The 20892-nt window shown below is 41.9% G+C and carries 17 protein-coding genes; 5 read left to right on the top strand and 12 right to left on the bottom strand.

The window, feature by feature from the left end:
• Positions 1 to 6: 6 nt before the first annotated feature.
• The 3 genes from Q4574_RS13760 to Q4574_RS13750 are packed head-to-tail and all read right to left on the bottom strand — an operon-like array spanning position 7 to position 2266.
• Positions 7 to 984 (bottom strand): heme A synthase, encoded by a 978-nt coding sequence (locus tag Q4574_RS13760; RefSeq protein WP_303474717.1) that lies wholly within the window; start codon positions 982 to 984, stop codon positions 7 to 9.
• A 12-nt stretch (positions 985 to 996) separates the two neighbouring features.
• Positions 997 to 1563 (bottom strand): hypothetical protein, encoded by a 567-nt coding sequence (locus Q4574_RS13755; protein WP_303474716.1) that lies wholly within the window; start codon positions 1561 to 1563, stop codon positions 997 to 999.
• Entirely contained in the window at positions 1556 to 2266 is a 711-nt protein-coding gene (locus tag Q4574_RS13750; RefSeq protein ID WP_303474715.1) for an SURF1 family protein, read from the bottom strand. Before Q4574_RS13750 ends, Q4574_RS13755 begins: the two co-directional genes overlap by 8 nt.
• Before the next feature lie 33 nt (positions 2267 to 2299).
• On the opposite strand from Q4574_RS13750, the gene Q4574_RS13745 reads away from it, so the two are divergent.
• Positions 2300 to 2509, top strand: coding sequence for a DUF2909 domain-containing protein (locus Q4574_RS13745; RefSeq protein ID WP_303474714.1), 210 nt, complete (start codon positions 2300 to 2302; stop codon positions 2507 to 2509).
• 25 nt (positions 2510 to 2534) lie between these two features.
• On the opposite strand, the gene Q4574_RS13740 is transcribed toward Q4574_RS13745, so the two are convergent.
• The 5 genes from Q4574_RS13740 to lexA all read right to left on the bottom strand — a co-directional run bounded on the left by Q4574_RS13740 (position 2535) and on the right by lexA (position 7876).
• Positions 2535 to 3419: a cytochrome c oxidase subunit 3 gene (locus Q4574_RS13740; protein ID WP_303474713.1), complete on the bottom strand. Its 885-nt coding sequence runs from the start codon at positions 3417 to 3419 to the stop codon at positions 2535 to 2537.
• Between the two features lie 11 nt (positions 3420 to 3430).
• On the bottom strand, positions 3431 to 4000 hold the full coding sequence (locus tag Q4574_RS13735; protein ID WP_303474712.1) for a cytochrome c oxidase assembly protein: 570 nt from the start codon (positions 3998 to 4000) through the stop codon (positions 3431 to 3433).
• A gap of 12 nt (positions 4001 to 4012) precedes the next feature.
• On the bottom strand, positions 4013 to 5602 hold the full coding sequence (gene ctaD / locus Q4574_RS13730; protein WP_303474711.1) for a cytochrome c oxidase subunit I: 1590 nt from the start codon (positions 5600 to 5602) through the stop codon (positions 4013 to 4015).
• An 11-nt stretch (positions 5603 to 5613) separates the two neighbouring features.
• Positions 5614 to 6759 (bottom strand): cytochrome c oxidase subunit II, encoded by a 1146-nt coding sequence (coxB, locus tag Q4574_RS13725; RefSeq protein ID WP_303474771.1) that lies wholly within the window; start codon positions 6757 to 6759, stop codon positions 5614 to 5616.
• A gap of 493 nt (positions 6760 to 7252) precedes the next feature.
• Positions 7253 to 7876 carry a transcriptional repressor LexA gene (lexA, locus tag Q4574_RS13720; RefSeq protein ID WP_303474710.1) on the bottom strand — a complete coding sequence of 208 codons (624 nt, stop codon included), beginning with the start codon at positions 7874 to 7876 and terminating at the stop codon, positions 7253 to 7255.
• Positions 7877 to 8131: 255 nt separating this feature from the next.
• Between lexA and plsB the strand changes: the two genes are divergently transcribed.
• The gene (plsB, locus tag Q4574_RS13715) at positions 8132 to 10582 is read left to right on the top strand and encodes a glycerol-3-phosphate 1-O-acyltransferase PlsB (protein WP_303474709.1); all 2451 of its coding nucleotides are present in this window, start codon (positions 8132 to 8134) and stop codon (positions 10580 to 10582) included.
• Positions 10583 to 10709: 127 nt separating this feature from the next.
• Here plsB and ilvA read toward each other — a convergent pair whose 3' ends face one another.
• Together ilvA and ilvD are read right to left on the bottom strand one after the other, a co-directional pair.
• Entirely contained in the window at positions 10710 to 12251 is a 1542-nt protein-coding gene (gene ilvA, locus Q4574_RS13710; RefSeq protein WP_303474708.1) for a threonine ammonia-lyase, biosynthetic, read from the bottom strand.
• Positions 12252 to 14099: a dihydroxy-acid dehydratase gene (ilvD, locus tag Q4574_RS13705; protein ID WP_303474707.1), complete on the bottom strand. Its 1848-nt coding sequence runs from the start codon at positions 14097 to 14099 to the stop codon at positions 12252 to 12254.
• A gap of 436 nt (positions 14100 to 14535) precedes the next feature.
• Between ilvD and Q4574_RS13700 the strand changes: the two genes are divergently transcribed.
• A complete protein-coding gene (locus Q4574_RS13700; RefSeq protein WP_303474706.1) occupies positions 14536 to 16047 on the top strand; it encodes a YifB family Mg chelatase-like AAA ATPase in 1512 nt (503 codons plus the stop codon).
• On the opposite strand, the gene ilvY is transcribed toward Q4574_RS13700, so the two are convergent.
• Entirely contained in the window at positions 16041 to 16907 is an 867-nt protein-coding gene (ilvY, locus tag Q4574_RS13695) for an HTH-type transcriptional activator IlvY (RefSeq protein WP_303474705.1), read from the bottom strand. The genes Q4574_RS13700 and ilvY overlap by 7 nt on opposite strands.
• 184 nt (positions 16908 to 17091) lie before the next feature.
• Here ilvY and ilvC point away from each other — a divergent pair, with 184 nt between their 5' ends.
• The gene (gene ilvC / locus Q4574_RS13690) at positions 17092 to 18576 is read left to right on the top strand and encodes a ketol-acid reductoisomerase (protein ID WP_303474704.1); all 1485 of its coding nucleotides are present in this window, start codon (positions 17092 to 17094) and stop codon (positions 18574 to 18576) included.
• A gap of 665 nt (positions 18577 to 19241) precedes the next feature.
• Complete coding sequence (locus Q4574_RS13685; RefSeq protein ID WP_303474703.1) at positions 19242 to 19574, top strand: hypothetical protein; 333 nt, start codon at positions 19242 to 19244, stop codon at positions 19572 to 19574.
• Positions 19575 to 19632: 58 nt separating this feature from the next.
• Here Q4574_RS13685 and Q4574_RS13680 read toward each other — a convergent pair whose 3' ends face one another.
• The gene (locus Q4574_RS13680) at positions 19633 to 20889 is read right to left on the bottom strand and encodes a multidrug effflux MFS transporter (protein WP_303474702.1); all 1257 of its coding nucleotides are present in this window, start codon (positions 20887 to 20889) and stop codon (positions 19633 to 19635) included.
• Between the last annotated feature and the right edge of the window lie 3 nt (positions 20890 to 20892).

The following is a 20892-nucleotide window of genomic DNA, read 5'->3' as shown; positions in this document are numbered from 1 at the left end:
GATCTCCTAAGTCTTTCTGTAAAGGGTGTAACAGAGTTTCACCATCACTAACAGTAAGCATGCCGCTACAGCATTGTGTAAAACAGCTACAGATAAAGGCAGACTGAACACTACATTGCTCACTCCAAGCATAACTTGTAACCCTAGAATCAAAACCAAACTGATAGATAAACTCTTTATTAATTGAGAGGATGCAACGGCGTATAAACGAATTGCTAACCAACATAAATATACAAATGTCACGATAGCACCCAATCTATGAGTAACATGCATCGTCATTCTTTCAGCCCAATCATGCACCCCAAATTCATAATTTTCTGCATGGGGAATACTATAAGCCCCGGCATAGTCTAATTGACTCACCCAATCACTTTCACAGAAAGGAAATTCGGTACAGGCTAAAGCGGCGTAGTTTGCTGAAGTCCAGCCACCTAGGGCTATCTGACCGATTAAAATCAAAATTCCCAAGGCACAGTATTTAGCAAACACTTTCATCTGTGAGTCACCACCAGGTATCCGATAGGGTGTTAATCTCAGATATAATAAATACAGACAAGACAACACCGCAAAACCACCTAGTAAATGCCCCATAACCACCAGCGGCATCAAGTTAAGTGTTACCGTCCACATTCCCAATGCTGCCTGGAAACAAACTAAACACAGTAAAAAAAACGGTAATTTAACTGGACTGTGAAATGACCGTTTAACTAAGCTAACGGCAAAAATAACTAAAATGAATAAACCCAAAGTACCTGCGGCGTAACGGTGGATCATTTCATTCCAAGCTTTATGCGCCTCAAAAGTGCGTTCTGGAAATGCATCCTGGGCGGCACTAATATGGGTATCACTAGCGGGTACACTCAAATGGCCGTAGCAGCCTGGCCAATCAGGACAACCTAATCCAGCATCGGTTAAACGAGTGTAAGCCCCCAACACTATTACCACTATTGCTAGCACCACTGAAGCCAGCACTAATTTTCTCATTGCAACCGTTCCTTACCCAATGCGAGACAGCTTTAATAACTTGCGTAAATCGGCCAAAATGTCGCGGCTCTGTTGAATCGCGTCTTCTTGTTGTTGTTTAATTGGATACTTTAAAATGACATTTCCTAGAGTATCAACAATGAAAATACCATCTGCAGACTCATCTTTAAACAAATTATTTACATTTTGCTCATCGGTTTTTAACACCTTGATATTGGGATGACGTTGCATGTCGGTCAATTCGATTTGTTCGCTTTTTTGATGAGTCAAAACCAAAGGCTCAACCCGATCAGATTCTTTCCCTAAAGCGACCCAAATCTGGTTAAGGCTATAAAGTGCATTTTCACATCCTTGTCCACAATCCTGAGGCATAATAAACAGTAGTCGCCACAAAGGTTTTCGCTCAGCAACCACAGCACTCAAATCTAGTGGCGGTGTAATTAATGCACCTTTATTTGTTGCTCCTTTATTGAACCAATCGAAGGTTAATGCTAGGTAAGCAAGCACCACTGGAAGAACAAACACTATGAACATTATAATAGGTGTTTTCGATTTTTTGTTGTTAACAACTTCAGACATCTTTAGGTGCGTTCCTTTTTCGTAATGCGACAACATAAATAACAAAACAAGCCATTGCCAAAGCAAACCACTGTATTGCATAACCATAGTGTTTTTCAGGAGCCATAACTACGGGTACCCAATGGCGAGAAAAGCCAATGGGAAACGCCGGATCTAATTGCAAAACCATGGGTAATACCTCCGTCCCTAAAAACTTCGACATCAGGGTTAAATCGATACTTTGTACCAATACCGGCCAACTGTCGGTAATTTGTGCCGTTTCTGTCACCATTGGGTTAACGGTGGGAACCCAGCTTGTACCGAACAACACTTGTTCATAAGTGGGTAGATCAAATTTAGGTAAATCATTGCGATACTGACCGCCTTTAACCCAACCTAAATTAGTAATTACAACACCAAACTCGGTGCGAACAGGAACTAAAACATGAAAACCTACCTGGCCATTTTCAATTCGATTATCAAGTAAAAAGATCTTATTCACTAACATTCGACCTTTGAATTCTAATGGCAAGTCTCGCTTGTCCTGACGTTCTAAAATATCTTCAATATTCAGGGGGGTCGTTGCCTTTCTCAATTCAATTTGTTGAATGCGATCCGTTTTATAATGCCCACGCTGCAATTGCCATACGCCCAAAGAACACAAAATTGCTACTGCCAACAACACTAAAAATGTGGCAAAGTAAGGGTGTTTGGAACTATTCAATTTAGTGACCATAATTCTTAAGGAGTGATCGATTTGTTAGTTAAACTATTAGTTGGCGGCTTATTGCTTTTTATGCTCTACAATCTTTTTCGCGCCATGATAATAATGTTAAAAAACGACCCCAATCAACCTCCTATGAGTAAATTTATCGGCCGCCGGGTTATGACCTCCGCAATTATTGTGATTTTGTTATTGCTCGCTGTAGCAACGGGACTTATTACTCCCAATCCGCGTCCCTATTGAGGGACGCTTAGGTACCTCATTGTATTTACAGTATGTAGACAAAGAAAAATAGCATTACCCACACTACATCTACAAAGTGCCAATACCAGCTACCGGCCTGAAATGCGAAGTGATTATCTGGTGTAAAATGACCTTTGAGCACTCTGAAAAACAATACAATCAAAATGATTGTCCCCAAGGTAACATGCATTCCATGAAAGCCTGTTAATAAGAAGAATGTATTACCATAGACGCCTGATTGTAAGGTCAGATTCATTTCACGATAGGCGTGCACGTATTCTTCAACTTGCAAGGTTAGAAAGAAACAACCAAGTAAAATTGTCACACCCAAAAATGCAATCAACTTGCCGCGTTGTTGCTTCTCCAGCGCCACATGAGCAAAATGACAAGTAACTGAAGATATTAACAATATTATGGTGTTGTACAGAGGTAAGCCCATCCAACCCATTGCAGTTGTCTCAACACCACCAGGGGTTTTAGTTAATGGCCATACAGCTTCAAAATTAGGCCATAACACTTCAGCTGTCATGGCATTGTTGCCCGCCCCGTCTAGCCAAGGCATAGCAATCATTCGAGCATAAAACAGCGCGCCAAAAAATGCCGCAAAAAACATCACTTCAGAGAAAATAAACCACGCCATACCTTGGCGGTAAGAGCGACCTAATTGAGCGCTGTACTTGCCGGCCATAGATTCATGGATCTGATTTCTGAACCAACCGACTAACATAACTAACAAAGTCGCTATGCCGGCAAGAAGCGTCCAGCCACCATAGCCACTTTCACCTTTGGTTTGTTCCACGACAAAATTGCCTGCACCAAACGCAATCAGAAATAAAGCTATCGCTCCAACAATGGGCCAAGGGCTTTGGTCTGGAACATAATATTTTTCATAAACTTGTTGTTGTGCCATTTTTATTCCTTTTATCCTTGATTCATTGCAACGCCTTCGGCACTTGCCGTTACGTCATACAAGGTATACTGAAGGGTGAAAAATTTAATATCTTTTGGTAACTGTGGATCAACGTAAAACTTCATTGGCATAATCGCTTCTTCACCAGCAGCCAAAGGCTGATTATTAAAGCAAAAGCACTCTGTTTTATTCATATACAAAGCTGCCGTTCCTGGTGAAACAGAGGGAACGGCTTGTGCCACATAGTCTTTGTGAGTGTTATTTTTAACGTAAAAATCTACCTGATTCATTTCACCCGGATAGACTTCGACCTTGCGGGTTTGCGCTTTGAACTCCCAAGGCATACCCGTGTTTGTGCGGGTAATAAACTCAATGGTTATCATCCGAGAGTGATCAACTTCAATTGATTCATATATCGCTGCGGTATCACTGGTTTTGCCATTAATGCCAGTAACTTGGCAAAACACTTCGTATAGCGGAACCAATGCAAAAGCGAAACCAAACATGCCAATCACCACAGCCACCAGCTTTAAGACCAGTTTACCGTTGTTAGATTGGCTGTTGTTTGAACCCTCAGTCATGATGAATCACACTTACTTAATCACTGGCGGTGTATCGAAGGTATGATAAGGCGCTGGAGAAGGGATCTCCCACTCCAAACCTTCTGCACCTTCCCAGACTTGGTCAGAAACAGGCTCACCGTGTTTACGACATGCTTTTATCAGCAAGGCAAGGAAGATCAGTTGAGACAGTCCGAATGCAAATCCACCCAAGCTTATCCATTTGTTAAAGTCAGCAAATTGCAAAGCGTAATCTGGAATACGACGAGGCATACCAGCTAAACCAACAAAATGCATTGGGAAAAATAGTACATTGACGGAAATCAGCGAGCACCAAAAATGCCATTTAGCTAAAGTCACATCGAACATTTTGCCAGTCCATTTAGGCAGCCAGTAATACACCGCTGCCATGATGGAAAATATAGCGCCTGTCACTAATACATAGTGGAAATGAGCCACTACAAAATAGGTATCGTGATATTGGAAGTCCACTGGTGTAATCGCCAGCATTAAGCCAGATAGCCCCCCAATGGTAAACAATACAATAAATGCCAAAGCAAATAGCATAGGCACTTCAAATGAGAGTGAGCCTCGCCACATGGTTGCTACCCAGTTGAAGACTTTGACTCCAGTGGGTACCGATATCAACATAGTGGCAAACATAAAGAATAGTTCAGCACCGACCGGCATTCCCGTAGTGAACATATGGTGAGCCCAAACGATGAATGACAGCAAAGCGATGGAGGTTGTGGCATATACCATAGAGGCATAACCAAATAATTTTTTCCTTGAGAACGTCGGCACTATGGCTGAAATGATGCCGAATGCAGGAAGGATCATGATATACACTTCTGGATGCCCGAAGAACCAAAATATATGCTGGAACATCACGGGATCACCACCGCCAGCAGCATTGAAGAAGCTCGTTCCGAAAAATTTATCGGTTAACACCATGGTCACTGCACCAGCTAGAACTGGCATAACAGCAATTAACAGAAACGCGGTAATTAGCCATGTCCACACAAATAGTGGCATTTTCATCCACGTCATCCCTGGTGCGCGCATATTGAAAATAGTCACTATCACGTTAATCGCCCCCATGATGGAAGAGATCCCCATAATATGCACCGAAAATACGAACAAGGCTGTGGTGTCATTACTGTAAGTTGTAGAAAGAGGTGCATAGAAGGTCCAACCGAATGCTGGACCACCGCCTTCCATAAACAACGACGCCAGTAGTATGGTAAATGCCATTGGCAATATCCAGAAACTCCAGTTATTCATTCTCGGTAATGCCATATCCGGCGCACCAATCATCATAGGTACCAGCCAATTTGCTAACCCAGTGAATGCAGGCATAACCGCACCAAATACCATGATTAGGCCGTGCACTGTAGTCATTTGATTGAAGAAGTTCGGATCAACTATCTGCAAACCCGGCTGAAATAATTCAGCACGTATTACCATGGCCATCGCGCCGCCAGTTAAAAACATGATGAACGCGAACCACAGATAAAGGGTTCCGATATCTTTATGGTTTGTCGTAAATAACCAACGCTTTATGCCACTAGGAGCATGATGGTGATGGTCGTCATGATCGAGTTCGGTTGTCGCTGTGCTCATAACTGCTCCCCTTATTGACCTGTCATTACGGCGTTAATATCTTTGGCTTGGACCATGTCGCCGGTATCGTTACCCCAAGCATTACGTTCATAAGTAATAACTGCAGCCAGTTCACTCATGGTTAATTGTTTTCCAAAGGCTTGCATGGCAGTTCCCGTTTTACCGTTTACAACGATATCGATGTGAGCCGCCATATCATTGAGAACCATGTCACTGCCGACCAAAGCGGGAAATACGCCGGGTAAACCTTGCCCATTTGGTTGGTGACAAGCTGCACATGCACGCATGTAAACCTGTTCACCATTGCTCATCAATTCTTCCATGCTCATATTCATGGCGAGCAATCGTTGCTCTTCTTCTTTTGCTTTGCGCTGCACTTCTTCTTGAGCGTTTATCCATTGTTCATATTCGGCAGGTTCTTTGGCGATAACAACAATGGGCATAAAGCCGTGATCTTTTCCACATAACTCGGCACATTGACCGCGATACACACCTGGTTCAATGACGTTTGCCCAAGCTTCATTAATAAATCCAGGGTTTGCATCTTTTTTAACCGCAAAGTCAGGAACCCACCATGAATGAATGACGTCATCGGAGGTCACAAGAAAACGGACTTTTTTACCCGTTGGAATAACTAAAGGACGATCAACTTCCAGGAGGTAGTTGTGGCCTTTTTCAAATTTGTTATTGATCTGTTCTTGTTGAGTGGCCATCACGGAGTAATATTCAACATCGTTCTCCATGTATTTATAATGCCACTTCCATTGGGAACCCGTCACCAGAACAGTGACGTCTGAATTTTCAGGATCTTCCATTGCGATCAATGTTTTAGCTGCTGGAAATGCCATTACCACGAGAATAATGAAAGGGATTATTGTCCATGCAATTTCCACTTTGACACTTTCATGAAAATTAGCAGGTTGTGCGCCTCTGGATTTACGATGGAAAATCATACTCCAAAACATCACACCGAATACCAACACTGCAATTACGACACAAATGAAAAACATCAGCATATGCAAGTCATAAACTTGACCACTAATTTCTGTCGCGCCTTTGCGTAAATTTAATTGATACTGATCAGCAGTCGAAGTCGATTCTGCGGACACTGTAAATGCAATTAGACTGGTCAGTATTACCAATATGCTGGACCATATCTTTTTCACTCAACACCTCCTGATGATGTAAGCCTTTTCCAAAGGAGCAAAGCAGAGTAATAAACCGCAAAAGACTCTAACATGGTAAATGACTTGAAATCTTAATGTTACATAACTGTAAAAACTAGTATAAGAATTACTCAACTAAAGTCTGACGTCTAGTGTTTTTTGTTAAAATTTTAATCAACCGGTTGATTTTCAATCAAAATAGAGGGAAAAGTTATCTTTTATATCAATTTGAAATAGATACACTGAATATGGAATTTGAACTGGTAATTTTTGTCTTTAAAACGAAAAATTCCTAACTGAAGCGGTTCCCAAGCTCCATGATATGAAATAAGTAAACGAAATTTTGTTGAGAAAAGTGAATTTATTGAAGGGGAGAAAATAGATAATTAACAATTTAAATTTTTTAAATAACCAAATACAAGTCATTAAAAAGGTGACTAGATAAGTCACCTTTTTGGAATTATTCAACTTTAGACAATTTGGTTTACATCCAATCAGCGTTACGAATAACCCCCACGGCAATACCTTCAATGTTGAAAGGTTGAGAGGCTAAATCCACTTTAATAGGATTAAAATCATCATTTTCAGCATGTAGGATGACTTCCCTTCCACGCTTTTCTAAGCGTTTTACGGTGACATCTTCATCTACTCTCGCCACAACAACCTGACCATTATGAACATCTGTAGTGCGATGAACAGCTAGCAAATCGCCATCCAAGATACCGATATCTTTCATACTCATGCCGCTAACTCGCAGCAAAAAGTCTGCGCTAGGTTTAAATAAGTCCGGATCAACTTTGTAATGACACTCAACATGCTCTTCGGCCAAAATAGGTTCGCCCGCAGCCACACGCCCAATTAAAGGTAAACCGGTTTCTTCCAATTCATCTTCCAAAGGAACATTCAGTTTAATTCCTCTTGAGGTACCGGGAAGAATCTCAATGACACCTTTGCGGGCCAGTGCCTTAAGATGCTCTTCAGCCGCATTAGCCGATTTAAATCCCAATTGACGCGCAATTTCGGCACGCGTAGGCGGCATTCCCGTTGCTAGCATGGTTGTTTTTATTAATTCAAGAATTTCGCTTTGTCGTGGTGTTAGTGGACGCATAAACAGCCTGTTTTTCTATACAGTTTAACTGTTAGTATATACAGTTGCGAAGATAACACAAATTTTGTTTTTCATTTATTGCTGAATTATCAAAAACCTATTCAGCTAATTAGGGTGACTTTACATGCCGTAACAATATAAAATGGTTGTTCAACTTAATAGACGTTAGTCTGCGCATTTTAGTATGCAAACATGAATAGAGTTGTACTCTTCATGCTATGCTTTTAACGATTTCGAAACCTCAAGGTGTTAAATATGGATTGGCTGCATAATTTGCTGCTTTCGATTTTTGCTTTTCCCGTGAAATGGCTAGTTAAAGTCAATAGTATTCCCACTGACATTGAAACTGAGTTAGGAATAGATAAAAGCAAACCTATTGTATATTTGCTTAGAACCCACTCGATTACCGATCAACTTGCCCTAAAAATGTCTACCAAGAAGGTTGATTTACCCAACCCGACTAAGAAAATCGTTATTGGCGGAGAAGAACACAGTGCCAGCGTTTTCCTAGAACAACCTCAATCCGTCATAGGTAGAACCATTAAAGGGACTAAAATTGCGGCAGATTTAACCCATCTATTTCAGCTTCACAAAGACAATACAGATCTAGATTTGCAAATCGTCCCAGTCACGGTTTTTTGGGGACGTGCTCCTGGCAGAAAATCTAACGGTTTAGCCGATCTCCTTGCAGACAAAGCATCGCCAAGTTGGTTACGAAAGTTTTTTATAGTGCTGTTTTTAGGCCGTGATAATTTTGTTTCTTATAGTAAAGCCGTATCTTCAAGGGATATGACCAAACTCCCTGGCACTGAAGCTGAAATCGCACACAAATTAATTCGCTTGGCAGGCACGCATTTTCACCGAAAAAGACAGGCGTTTAACGGTCCAATGCTGTTAGAAAAGCAAGAATTATATAATTCAATTCTTGGTTCAGTGACGGTCATCAATGCCATCAATGAAGAGTCTAGACAAAAGAAAATACCTTTGTCCAAAGCCAAGGCCAATGCAAAATCTTACATCAACGAAATTGCCGCGGACTACCGTGAAGGGTTGATCCGTTTCGGTGATCGGGTGCTAACGCGGATCTGGAATAAAATATACGATGGAATCGAAGTAGGTCACGCGGATAAAGTCAGAAAGCTCGCTCAAAATGGTCATGAAATCATATACGTTCCCTGCCATCGCAGCCATATGGACTACTTACTGTTAACTTACGCAATTTATCACCAAGGCTTGGTTACTCCGCATATCGCTGCTGGAATTAATTTAAACTTTTGGCCTGTTGGCGGCATTTTCCGGCGCGGTGGCGCATTTTTCCTACGCCGCAGTTTTGCTGGTAACAAACTATATACAAGCGTATTTCGTGAATACTTAGAACTGTTATTTAACAAAGGCTATTCCGTTAAATATTATGCTGAAGGCGGACGAAGCCGCACGGGACGACTGTTACCTCCGAAAACCGGAATGTTAGCAATGACCTTGCAGGCCATGATTAAAGGGGTAAATCGCCCAGTGAGCATAGTGCCTGTGTATATAGGTTATGAACACGTAATGGAAGTGGGCAGTTACCTTAGTGAGTTAAAAGGCAATACTAAGAAGAAAGAATCGATATTTGGTTTATTTTCTGTCGTCAGAAAGCTGAAAAACTATGGCCACGGATTTCTCAATTTTGGCGAACCTATCCAGCTTAATAATTTCCTCGATGAGCAGGTACCCGATTGGCGTGACGCACAAAACAGTGAAGTTGATAAAAAACCAAGTTGGCTCACTCCCACAGTAAATATCCTTGCCAACCAAGTCATGGTGCGAATTAATCAGACAGCGGCGATAAGTGGTATGTCATTGTGTGCATTGTGTTTACTTTCTGCTAAGAAAAACGCCATGGGGCAATTGGAATTAGAGCAGGCTGTTGATGATTATATTCATTTACTAAAATTATCGCCGTACAGTGAACTGGTGAGCCTGCCGGATAAGAATGGCCATGAAATTGTAGAACAAACCCTAAAACTGGGAAAAATGAATGTCTCGGAAGATAGCTTTGGTAAGATTATCTCTCTAGAACAACGTAATGCCGTAATGCTAACTTATTATCGCAATAATATTTTGCACTTGTTCGCCATCCCTGGGTTAATTGCCGCTATCGTGTTTGCTCACAATGGGTTAGGTAAAACCAAACTGCTTGATCTTATTATGCGCCTTTATCCCATGTTGCAGCGAGAGTGGTTTTTGTATATGTCGCCTGAACAAGCAAAAGAATATGTGGAAGGGCTAATTGATAGCATGTTAGAAATGGGCATGATTGTCACAATAGGGCGTAAATTAGCCCCCGCCGAGCCGACAGCGAATTCATTTTATTCATTATGGTTACTCAATCGTTGTATTCAAGAAACCTTGCAACGTTATGCCCTAGTATTGTCTTTGTTAGCAAAAGAAAAGAAAATGAGTCGCGGCGCTTTAGAACGGCAAAGTGCCAAGTTTGCAGAACGCTTAGCCGCTTTGCACGGTATCAGTTCGCCGGAGTTTTTCGATAAAAATGTATTGGCAAGCTTCGTGAATGCACTACGGGAAAATCAGCTTCTCGCGGACAGTGAAGATGGTCAATTGCAACATTCAGAAACAAGCGAGACCTTGCGCCAAGATATCATTGCATTAATCGCACCTGAAATTGCACAGCGTTTGGAAAAGCTCTACGCACTGCAAAACTAATCGCATAAGCAAAAATAAAAAGGCCTGAGTCCGATACAATATCGAAATCAGGCCTTGGTTACCCCTTAGCAATGAGCCCAACTAAATGGGGTCACTTCATTAAGGAGCCATTTGCATTTTTTGGCAACTATTTAGCTAAATCAGATAAAAAGAATTGATAAGCTGGATTGCTTGTTTGTTCGTCATATTGATAGCCAAGTTTATCTAGATGCTGATCGAAGTCGACTCTCCCTTGATCAGGTAAATCAAACCCAGCAAGCACTAAACCTTCGGCAGCACCATGATTCCGATAATGGAATAGCGTGATATTCCATGACTCACCAAGAGTATTTAAGAACTTCATCAAAGCTCCGGGGTATTCCGGAAACTCAAAGGAAAAGATGCGCTCATTGAGCAACGTAGGTGGACGTCCACCCACCATGTAACGCACATGCAGCTTAGCCATTTCATTTTCAGACAAATCAAAACACTGATAGCCGCTATCGGTGAGTAACTTCTCTAATTGATGATATTCTTCTCGTCCAAAGCGTAATTTTATACCAACAAAAATATGGGCTTCACCATCATTGGCATAGCGATAATTGAATTCAGTAATGGTTCTGCCACCTAGCAATTCGCAAAAGCGTTTAAATTCACCTTTCTGTTCAGGGATTTTAACGGCAAAAACCGCTTCTTTTTGCTCTCCTAGCTCACAGCGTTCAGATACGTATCGCAGGGTATGAAAATTGATATTCGCACCACATAAGATGCCACCAATTTTTTTGCCCGATAGAGTATGCTCACTAAGGTACTTTCGAATCCCGGCCACAGATAAAGCACCAGCAGGTTCCGCAATCACTCGAGTATCATCAAAAATGTCTTTGATAGCGGCGCAAATTTCATCGGTATTGACGGTAATAACATCATCAACATATTGCTGACATAAGCGAAACGGCTCAGTTCCAATCGTCTTCACTGCCACACCGTCAGCAAATATGCCCACCGACGCAAGTGGCACAGGCTCACCTGCTTGCAATGCAGCTTGTAAGCAGGCAGATTCATCAGATTCTACCGCAATGATTTTCAAATCCGGTCGTAACTGCTTAAGATAAACGCTGATACCAGCAGCCAAACCACCCCCACCAACAGCGATGAATAAGATATCTAAGTCAGGCAACTGCTCAAGCAGCTCTCTACCAATAGTGCCTTGGCCAACAATGACGTCTTCATCGTCAAAAGGGGCAACCATAGTGTAGCCATTAACTTCGGATAGACGCAGCGCTTCTGCTTTCGCCTCATCAAAGCTAGTGCCATGTAGCACAACGTGGGCATACTCACCACCAAAGCGCCTTACCGCATCCACTTTAATATCTGGAGTAGTTTCTGGCATCACTATTGTAGCTTGGATCTTTTTAATCTTAGCGGAATAAGCAACACCTTGGGCATGATTGCCTGCTGATGCGGCAACCACACCTGCCTGCAATTGCTGCTCAGATAAACATGCCAATTTATTATAGGCACCGCGCAGCTTGAAGGATTTCACCGGTTGCTGATCTTCGCGCTTTAAATAAATATCATTACCTAAAGCACTAGATAAACTGGTTAACCGATTGAGCTCGCTATTTACTGCCACATCATAAACCGGTGACAGTAAAATACGTTTCAAATACTCATTAGCAGATAAACTCATTTAGTCTTCCAATTTCGAAGCATCACGTACTCCGCCTTTATCGGCACTTGTGGCTAATAACGCATATGCTTTTAACGCCAGGGAAACCTTACGCTGACGCGTTGCTGGCTTCCAAGGTCTAGGACTATTATTCATGGCATCGCGGCGAGTTTGTAACTCAGCATCACTGATATCAATTCCAATTTTGCGACCGGGAATATCAATCAAAATGGTGTCGCCTTCTTCCACTAAGCCTATGCCACCGCCACTCGCAGCTTCTGGCGCACAGTGACCAATGGATAAACCAGAAGTACCACCTGAAAATCTTCCGTCAGTGATCAAGGCACACTCTTTACCTAAACCTTTGGCTTTTAGATAAGTGGTTGGGTACAACATTTCTTGCATGCCCGGACCACCTTTAGGACCTTCGTAACGAATAATCACCACATCACCGGCAACAATCTGATCACCCAAAATAGCGGCGACAGCTTCATCTTGGCTTTCAAAAATACGCGCCCGCCCCGTAAATTTGTGGATAGACTCATCTACACCCGCAGTTTTTACAATACAACCATCTTCAGCAATGTTACCAAATAAGACAGCTAAGCCACCCTCTTCGCTAAATGCATTATCGATACTGCGTATACAACCATCGGTACGGTCAGTATCTGCTGTCGGCCAGCGACAATCTTGACTGAAGGCTTTAGTCGTGCGGATCCCTGCAGGGCCGGCTTTATAAAATTCGATGGCTTTTTCGTTAGCTGGGTTGGTTATATCCCAATCCGCAATGACTTCGCCTATTGACTTACCCAACACATGAGGACAGTCGGCATGCAATAAACCCGCACGATTTATTTCCGCCAAAATGCCTAATACACCACCGGCACGGTGCACATCTTCCATGTGGTATTTAGGTGTAGAGGGCGCAACTTTACATAGATGCGGAACTTTACGAGATAAACGATCAATATCATCGAGGGTAAATGGAATTTCTCCTTCTACCGCTGCGGCTAATAAATGCAAAATGGTATTGGTTGAGCCGCCCATGGCGATATCCAGGCTCATGGCGTTCTCGAAAGCTTTAAAATTCGCGATATTGCGAGGTAAAACAGAAACGTCATCTTCTTTATAGTAACGACGGCAAAGCTCAACAATTTGTTTACCAGCTTGTTTGAACAATCCTTCACGATCCGCATGAGTTGCCAACATAGAACCATTACCAGGTAGCGATAAACCTAGAGCCTCAGTTAAGCAATTCATGGAGTTAGCGGTGAACATACCAGAACAAGAACCACATGTAGGACAAGCTGAACGTTCTACTTCTTGACTGTCGTCATCAGTCACGTTGTCATCAACGCCAGCCACCATAGCATCAACCAAATCAAGTTTGATGATTTGATCTGAAAGCTTGGTTTTACCCGCTTCCATGGGACCACCGGAAACAAAAATAACGGGAATATTCAAGCGCATCGACGCCATCAACATTCCCGGCGTGATTTTGTCACAATTAGAGATACACACAATGGCGTCTGCACAGTGGGCGTTTACCATATACTCCACTGAATCGGCAATGATTTCTCGTGAAGGCAAACTGTACAACATTCCGCTATGACCCATAGCAATACCATCATCAACCGCAATAGTATTGAACTCTTTAGCCACACCACCCGCTTCTTCGATACTGCGGGCAACCAATTGGCCCATATCTTTTAAATGTACGTGCCCAGGAACAAATTGAGTAAAAGAGTTAGACACTGCGATAATGGGCTTATGAAAATCGCCATCTTTCATGCCAGTGGCACGCCACAAAGCTCTGGCACCTGCCATATTGCGGCCTTGTGTGGTAGTGGATGAACGTAACTTTGGCATGGTAAAACCCTCTAAATTGAAATCATGTTTACGAAATTAATATGTTTTTGTTTCAGCCTTTAAAAACAAAAACCCCCGCGTTTTACTGCGAGGGTTTGGCAAATCTATAAATACACCTACCCTCGCTAGAGTTTCCCCCGCGCGTCAATAATCACAATCAACACTTGCTCGATAGTTGTATTAAATTTGGTATTCATATTAATAAGATCGTCACTGTTGTATAGAAATATCATGTAACCCCCCGCAGAATCAAGTTTTCAAAGGGCATATATTATTCTTTATACGCCATTTAATTTAATTAACTGGGATTAGAAAAGGGTGAATAGGCTGAGTAATTAGGAACGAGCATCAAAACTAGACCTAAGTTTCTGGCAAAAACATAAAATACTTTCTATTTTTAGCATACAAGTTAAACGCACTGCATAGGGAAGTGTTGATGTCGTTAGCCGTAGTATATTCGCGGGCATCTGTGGGCATAGATGCGCCATTAATCAGTATCGAAGTGCACTTAGCCAACGGCTTACCTGCATTTAACCTAGTAGGATTAGCTGATGCCGCTGTGCGCGAGTCCAAAGAACGGGTTAGAAGCGCCTTGCTCAACTCAGGGTTCGAGTTTCCAGCTAAACGCATTACCATCAATTTAGCGCCAGCCGATTTGCCTAAAGACGGAGGTCGCTTTGATGTACCGATCGCCATCGGTATTATTGCCGCTAGCGGATTAATTGAGATTGAGCAGTTGGAAAAATTTGAGTTTGCCGGAGAGCTAGCATTAACCGGCAGCATTCGCCCCATCTCTGGTGCTTTGCCGTTTAATTATGCTTGTAACAGTGCTAAACGCACAGCCATTTTACCGAAAGAAAACGCCTCTGAAGCCTGCTTAATAGAAGGTAGCAAAGTATTTGCTTTCAATACCCTGTCGCAACTGTATTTACACCTCTGTGGTCAGCAAAAGCAACCCTTAGAGCAACAAAAAAGCAGCATACGCCCTCAGCAATACGAATTTGATATGGCTGACATCAAAGGCCAGCAGCTGGCAAAACGCGGATTAGAAATTGCCGCCGCGGGAAATCATAACATCTTATTTGTTGGGCCGCCTGGCACGGGCAAAACCATGTTAGCCCAGCGTTTGCTAACAATTTTGCCGCAAATGTCTCAACAACAAGCCTTAGAAACCGCCACTGTATATTCCATTAGTGGCCACGAAGTAGATCCAACCACCTGGCTGCTACGCAAATTTCGGCAGCCTCATCATACATCATCAGCCATTGCCCTAGTTGGAGGAGGTAGTAACCCTAAGCCCGGTGAGATAAGCCTTGCCCATAATGGTGTGTTATTTTTAGATGAATTGCCGGAATACGAGCGACGAGTATTAGACGTGCTACGGCAACCCATTGAGTCAGGGGTGGTGTCTATTTCGCGAGCATCCAAACAGGTAAAGTACCCCGCTTCGTTCCAACTTGTGGCGGCAATGAATCCAAGTCCAACGGGTAGCTTACGAGATGGTCGCAGTACTTCAGAACAAGTTTTAAAATACATTAATCGCATTTCCGGGCCGTTTTTAGATCGTATCGATTTACAAGTCGATGTGCCTAAGTTAAGCAATGATGAAATGTATGCTCATGTTCAATACACCTCTGAAACCAGTTCGCAAGTTAAGTCAAGAGTGCTTCAAGCTCGAGAGCGACAAATGCAACGAGCTGGAAAATGCAATGCCCAATTAAGCGCCAATGAAATGGAAACGCACTGTCCACTTGCCCCCGCAGATCGCCAGTTTTTGCAATCTGCGGTGGAACAGCTAGGTTTGTCTATGCGTGCTTTTCATCGTGTAATTAAAGTTGCTCGCACCATTGCTGACTTGTCATTAGAGCCACAGATTACACGAGTTCATTTAGCAGAAGCCCTTGGCTATAGGGCTCTAGATAATATCATCAACGAACTGCGTTATTGAAACTCTGGCTGATTAAAGAACTCTTCAATTAAGGTTTCAGATTGCCGTGACTTTAAACAGCACAATCCAAGTTGATAGGGTTCAATATTGTTGATTCTTATTCGATTTACTCGTCTGCTTGCCATGGAATTATCGAGCACCACCTGGGGTACGATTCCCAAACCACAACCTAAGCCAACCATACTAACAATTGCCTCATTTCCGCCTACCGTGCCATATACTTTGGGTCGTATGCCCATTTCAGAGAACCAGTGATGAACGATCCGTTTTGAAGGTCCACCTTCTGGCAGTACTACTTTGTGATCACGCCAATCCACCTGTTCGAGGGTAGTAATTTGTGAATCTTTGGGTGATATCAGTAACAAGGGTATGGTATCTATCTGTTGAAACTTGATATCTTTGGGCATATCGGGGGCAAAAATCGCAATGGCCACATCCACTTCTTTATTTGCCACTTTGGAAACCGATAACCAGGGATCCCCCGTGGTCAATTGCACTTCAACTTGTGGGTGCTTATCTCTAAAAACAGTCAAAATAGTTGGCAAATGACTTTGGCTGGCCGTGACTGAACAATATAACTTAATTTCCCCAGTTAACATGGGATTGAGCATATCAAGGTCGGCCTTCAAGCTATTCCAGTTTGATAATACATCTTGACTAAATGCCAGCATTTTTTCCCCTGCAAGGGTCATTTTCACCTTACGATTGTCGCGTATGAATAGCTCTGCTCCACATTCTTCTTCCAAGCGTTGGATAGCCCTGCTCAAGGTTGATGGGCTAACAAAAAGCGCGTTTGCGGTTTTGCCAAAATGTAGGCTTTGAGCAAGATGTTGGAACAACTGTAGAGAGCGAAAATCCATAACGTTTCATTTTTTGCAATACTGTATTGCGAATATATCATTTTATTCAACAGAGCGTAAGCAGTAGACTCTATCCATCACAAGTCGTCACTGACTCGATAGAAAAATTAAACAGTAATTTCTGTTCACTCATTGAAAGAACGGAAATGCACATTTTCCAAGTAAAAAATACAGTAGGTACACAATGGCAAATTACTTCAATACATTATCTCTGCGCCAGCAGTTAGACCAATTAGGTCGTTGTAGATTCATGCAAAAAAGTGAGTTTGCTTCAGGTTGCGACGCCCTTAAAGGACAAAAAATTGTCATCGTTGGATGTGGTGCTCAAGGTTTAAACCAAGGTTTGAACATGCGCGATTCTGGTTTGAACATCTCCTATGCGTTACGCCAGGCTGCAATTGATGAAAAACGTGACTCTTACCAAAGAGCCACAAGCAATGGTTTCGAAGTGGGTACATATCAGCAATTAATTCCAGAAGCCGACGTCGTATATAACCTTACGCCTGATAAACAACACTCAAGTGTCGTTGAAGCCGTCATGCCATTAATGAAAGATGGTGCCACACTAGGTTACTCTCACGGTTTCAACATTGTTGAAGAAGGTCAGCAAATTCGCTCTGACATCACAGTGGTAATGTGTGCGCCTAAGTGCCCTGGCACTGAAGTACGCGAAGAATACAAACGTGGTTTCGGTGTACCTACACTAATTGCAGTACACCCTGAGAATGACCCTCAAAATAAAGGCTGGGATATCGCCAAAGCCTTAGCTTCAGCTACCGGTGGTGATCGTGCTGGTGTACTTGAGTCTTCTTTTGTTGCTGAAGTTAAATCAGATTTGATGGGTGAACAAACTATCTTATGTGGAATGCAGCAAACTGCAGCTATTCTCGCTTATGAAAAAATGACTGCCGATGGCATGGATCCAGCCTACGCTGGTGCGCTAATTCAATTTGGATTAGAAACCATCACAGAAGCGCTTAAGATTGGTGGTGTCACTAACATGATGGATCGCTTAAGCAATCCAGCTAAGTTAAAAGCGTTTGAGTTATCCAATCAATTAACTGCAATGCTACGTCCTCTTTTTGAAAAGCACCAAGATGACATCATCAGCGGTGAGTTCTCGAGAACTATGATGGAAGATTGGGCGAACGGTGATGCAAATCTGCTTAAATGGCGCGAAGAAACTGGCCAAAGCGCATTTGAGAATGCACCTGAGTTCAGCGGGAAAATTGATGAACAAACTTTCTTCGACCAAGGTATTTTCATTGTTGCCATGATCAAGTCAGGTGTTGAACTTGCCTTTGATGTCATGGTCGAAGCAGGAATACTACCTGAGTCAGCTTATTATGAGTCGTTACATGAAACACCACTTATTTCAAATACTATCGCTCGTAAGCGCTTATACGAAATGAACGTGGTTATTTCCGATACAGCTGAATACGGTAACTATTTGTTCGCCAATGCTGCAGTGCCACTATTGCGTGAAAAATTGATGTCTACAATCTCTTCAGAGCTTGTCGGTAAGGGGTTAAGTAACACATCAAATAGTGTCGACAACAAAGCATTAGTCGAAGCAAACAAAGCGATTCGTTCAAGTGGAGTGGAAGCCATAGGTGAAACTCTACGTGGATATATGACTGACATGAAAGCAATTGTTGATGTTGCTTAATTAAGTTAGTCATAGACAGTACCAATTTCTGTCGTTAGGTGCTTAAAACTAAGCCCTTTTTGCCCGGTCATTTGACCGGGCTTTTTCTATTTAATAGATACATCTTTTTGATGATAGCGAGTTAACGTGTCTAAAATCTCAGACTAGAATAAAAGTTTGGCATTTTTTTTACCTTTGTTACACTGGTGGTGATAATTTAATCAATTAAAAAAGAGCGAGAATATTATTATCCGTAAAAAATTAGATATGTTTATGGATAGCATCTAAGAGTTAAAAAAAATGCATTTTATGGCAAAAATTGCAAAATTGGGCTGGAAAATTAACTCAAAGTCGTATTAACTCTATCTCTTGATCAAAAAGATCTAACTTCTTTTAAAGTAAAAGAAAAATAATAATTAAAAGTCGCAAAAGCGATACAGTAATACAATTATAATAAAAATTATTTAATTTATTGATTTACATAAACTAAGCCGTAATTTGTAGCCTTAAGTTGAATCATAATGTGATTCGAAGACACTTTTTAGTCTCTGATCAGAAACACAACTTTATTTAAATTTTTCCCGATGCGACTCGATTCGGGGTTATAAGCGTTGGCCTTTTTTTTGCATTAGATGCAGGAAAATTGCGGTATCATAATAAAAATTTTGTTCTAAGTGGAGAGCACTATGAGTTCATCAATATCCAGATTCACTCAAATGGGCGATTGGATCTTCGAAGTGAAAATGGTTAGAGCACTTCGCGTTAAAAAATACGGGGAGCCATATACTGCTCTAGCAACATTGACAGCGAATGGGGAGTCAATGTACATAGATAGTCAACTCACCCGAGAGAATGACGATTTTTCCCGAAAGGATTTTCTAACCTTCTATAAATTTTGCCAAGCGTTAGAAATGAAAAATGTGATTTATGATAAAGTGAAAAACGGTGTACGACATCCTCGCGTTGTAGACATCGTAGAAAACGTCAACCCCTCACCTATAGTGCGTCTTGTTAAGTAAGCCGCGTTTTATTCAAGAATAACAAAATAGACACTACTTGAACGGAATTAAGTTCTCTCTATTTTGTTATTTTGCGGGTGTTACACACCTGTGTTCGTTTATCTTTAGATCCAGCTAACCGAAAGCAAACCAAAGTAATCAAGCCAAAGACTAGAAACCCTAAAGCGATAGGTAATATATCGGTTTTCACAAAACTGCCAATTATCATTGCAACCGGCACAGCAAAGGCGCTACTAAGTGAACCTGTAATCGCTGCCCCCAATCCTGCTATATGTCCCAATGGCAACATTGCCAATGAATTGAGGTTGCCAAACAACACACCAATAAAGAAGAAATTCACAAACAAAATGGCAATGGTAACTAATAGCGGCGGCAATCCTTGATAATAGAAAGTGACGAGAACAAAAATAGTCGACATCACAACAGTCCCACAAATCGCTAAGGTACAAAGCTTGTGCATTCCTAAACTCATCACCAAAGTACCGTTGATAAACGACGCTATGCCGATGGAGAACGCTAATACGGCAAATATTAGGGGGAACATATCACCTTGTGAGTAAAAGTCTTCAAAAATGGTTTGTGAAGCACTTAGGTAAGCAAGGAAAGAACCAAAAATACAGCCCATGGATAAGGTGTACATCATTACCGTTTTTTGAGTCAGAATAAACTTACTAGAAGCCCACAAACTTGAGAACGTAAAAGGTTTGCGTTTTGATTTAGGTAAGGTTTCAGGTTGACGGCTGAAAAACCACACTGCCAGAGCAAACCCGATTATCAAAAAGGAAACAAATATTTCCCGCCAAGAGGCAAAATATAAAATGGTCTTACCAAAAGCAGGGGCAATCATTGGCACCAAAATGAATACCATCATGATAAATGACATCACTCTGGCCATAGCCTCACCTTCAAACTGATCTCGAATTAACGCAATACTCGCGATTCGAGGGCCAGAAACACCAAATGCTTGAATCACTCTACCAAGCAACAACATTTCCATGGATTGGGAAAATAAGCATATGACTGTGCCCAATGCAAACACGATCAAACCTGATAATATTGCTGCTCTTCGTCCTTTAGTATCTGAGTAAGGACCATAATACAGTTGCCCGAACGCCATTCCCAAAAAGAAAATGGATATAATCATGTGGGTGTATTGAGGGCTTTCACTGCCCAGATCACTGCCAATTTGATTGAGTGCCGGTAACATAGCATCAATACTCAACGCTACGATCGATGTCATAAATGCGGTTAAGGCAACAAATTCAAACAGTCCAAGTTTAGGTTTAGAATGTTCGACAATCTCTTCGGTGGTCATTAG

It is taken from the genome of Aliiglaciecola sp. 3_MG-2023 (assembly GCF_030548205.1).
Classification (GTDB): domain Bacteria; phylum Pseudomonadota; class Gammaproteobacteria; order Enterobacterales; family Alteromonadaceae; genus Aliiglaciecola.
The sequence above is the reverse complement of the archived record's forward strand: the minus strand, read 5'-3'. Positions and strand labels throughout refer to the sequence as shown.

What these genes read in the sequence shown, in the direction of transcription:
- Q4574_RS13680 (WP_303474702.1), bottom strand. Translation starts at nt 20,889, where the DNA reads ATGACCACCGAAGAGATTGTCGAACATTCTAAACCTAAACTTGGACTG.
- ctaD (WP_303474711.1), bottom strand. Translation starts at nt 5,602, where the DNA reads ATGAGCACAGCGACAACCGAACTCGATCATGACGACCATCACCATCAT.
- Q4574_RS13755 (WP_303474716.1), bottom strand. Translation starts at nt 1,563, where the DNA reads ATGTCTGAAGTTGTTAACAACAAAAAATCGAAAACACCTATTATAATG.
- plsB (WP_303474709.1), top strand. Translation starts at nt 8,132, where the DNA reads ATGGATTGGCTGCATAATTTGCTGCTTTCGATTTTTGCTTTTCCCGTG.
- Q4574_RS13740 (WP_303474713.1), bottom strand. Translation starts at nt 3,419, where the DNA reads ATGGCACAACAACAAGTTTATGAAAAATATTATGTTCCAGACCAAAGC.
- lexA (WP_303474710.1), bottom strand. Translation starts at nt 7,876, where the DNA reads ATGCGTCCACTAACACCACGACAAAGCGAAATTCTTGAATTAATAAAA.
- Q4574_RS13735 (WP_303474712.1), bottom strand. Translation starts at nt 4,000, where the DNA reads ATGACTGAGGGTTCAAACAACAGCCAATCTAACAACGGTAAACTGGTC.
- ilvY (WP_303474705.1), bottom strand. Translation starts at nt 16,907, where the DNA reads ATGGATTTTCGCTCTCTACAGTTGTTCCAACATCTTGCTCAAAGCCTA.
- ilvA (WP_303474708.1), bottom strand. Translation starts at nt 12,251, where the DNA reads ATGAGTTTATCTGCTAATGAGTATTTGAAACGTATTTTACTGTCACCG.
- ilvD (WP_303474707.1), bottom strand. Translation starts at nt 14,099, where the DNA reads ATGCCAAAGTTACGTTCATCCACTACCACACAAGGCCGCAATATGGCA.
- Q4574_RS13700 (WP_303474706.1), top strand. Translation starts at nt 14,536, where the DNA reads ATGTCGTTAGCCGTAGTATATTCGCGGGCATCTGTGGGCATAGATGCG.
- Q4574_RS13685 (WP_303474703.1), top strand. Translation starts at nt 19,242, where the DNA reads ATGAGTTCATCAATATCCAGATTCACTCAAATGGGCGATTGGATCTTC.
- ilvC (WP_303474704.1), top strand. Translation starts at nt 17,092, where the DNA reads ATGGCAAATTACTTCAATACATTATCTCTGCGCCAGCAGTTAGACCAA.
- Q4574_RS13760 (WP_303474717.1), bottom strand. Translation starts at nt 984, where the DNA reads ATGAGAAAATTAGTGCTGGCTTCAGTGGTGCTAGCAATAGTGGTAATA.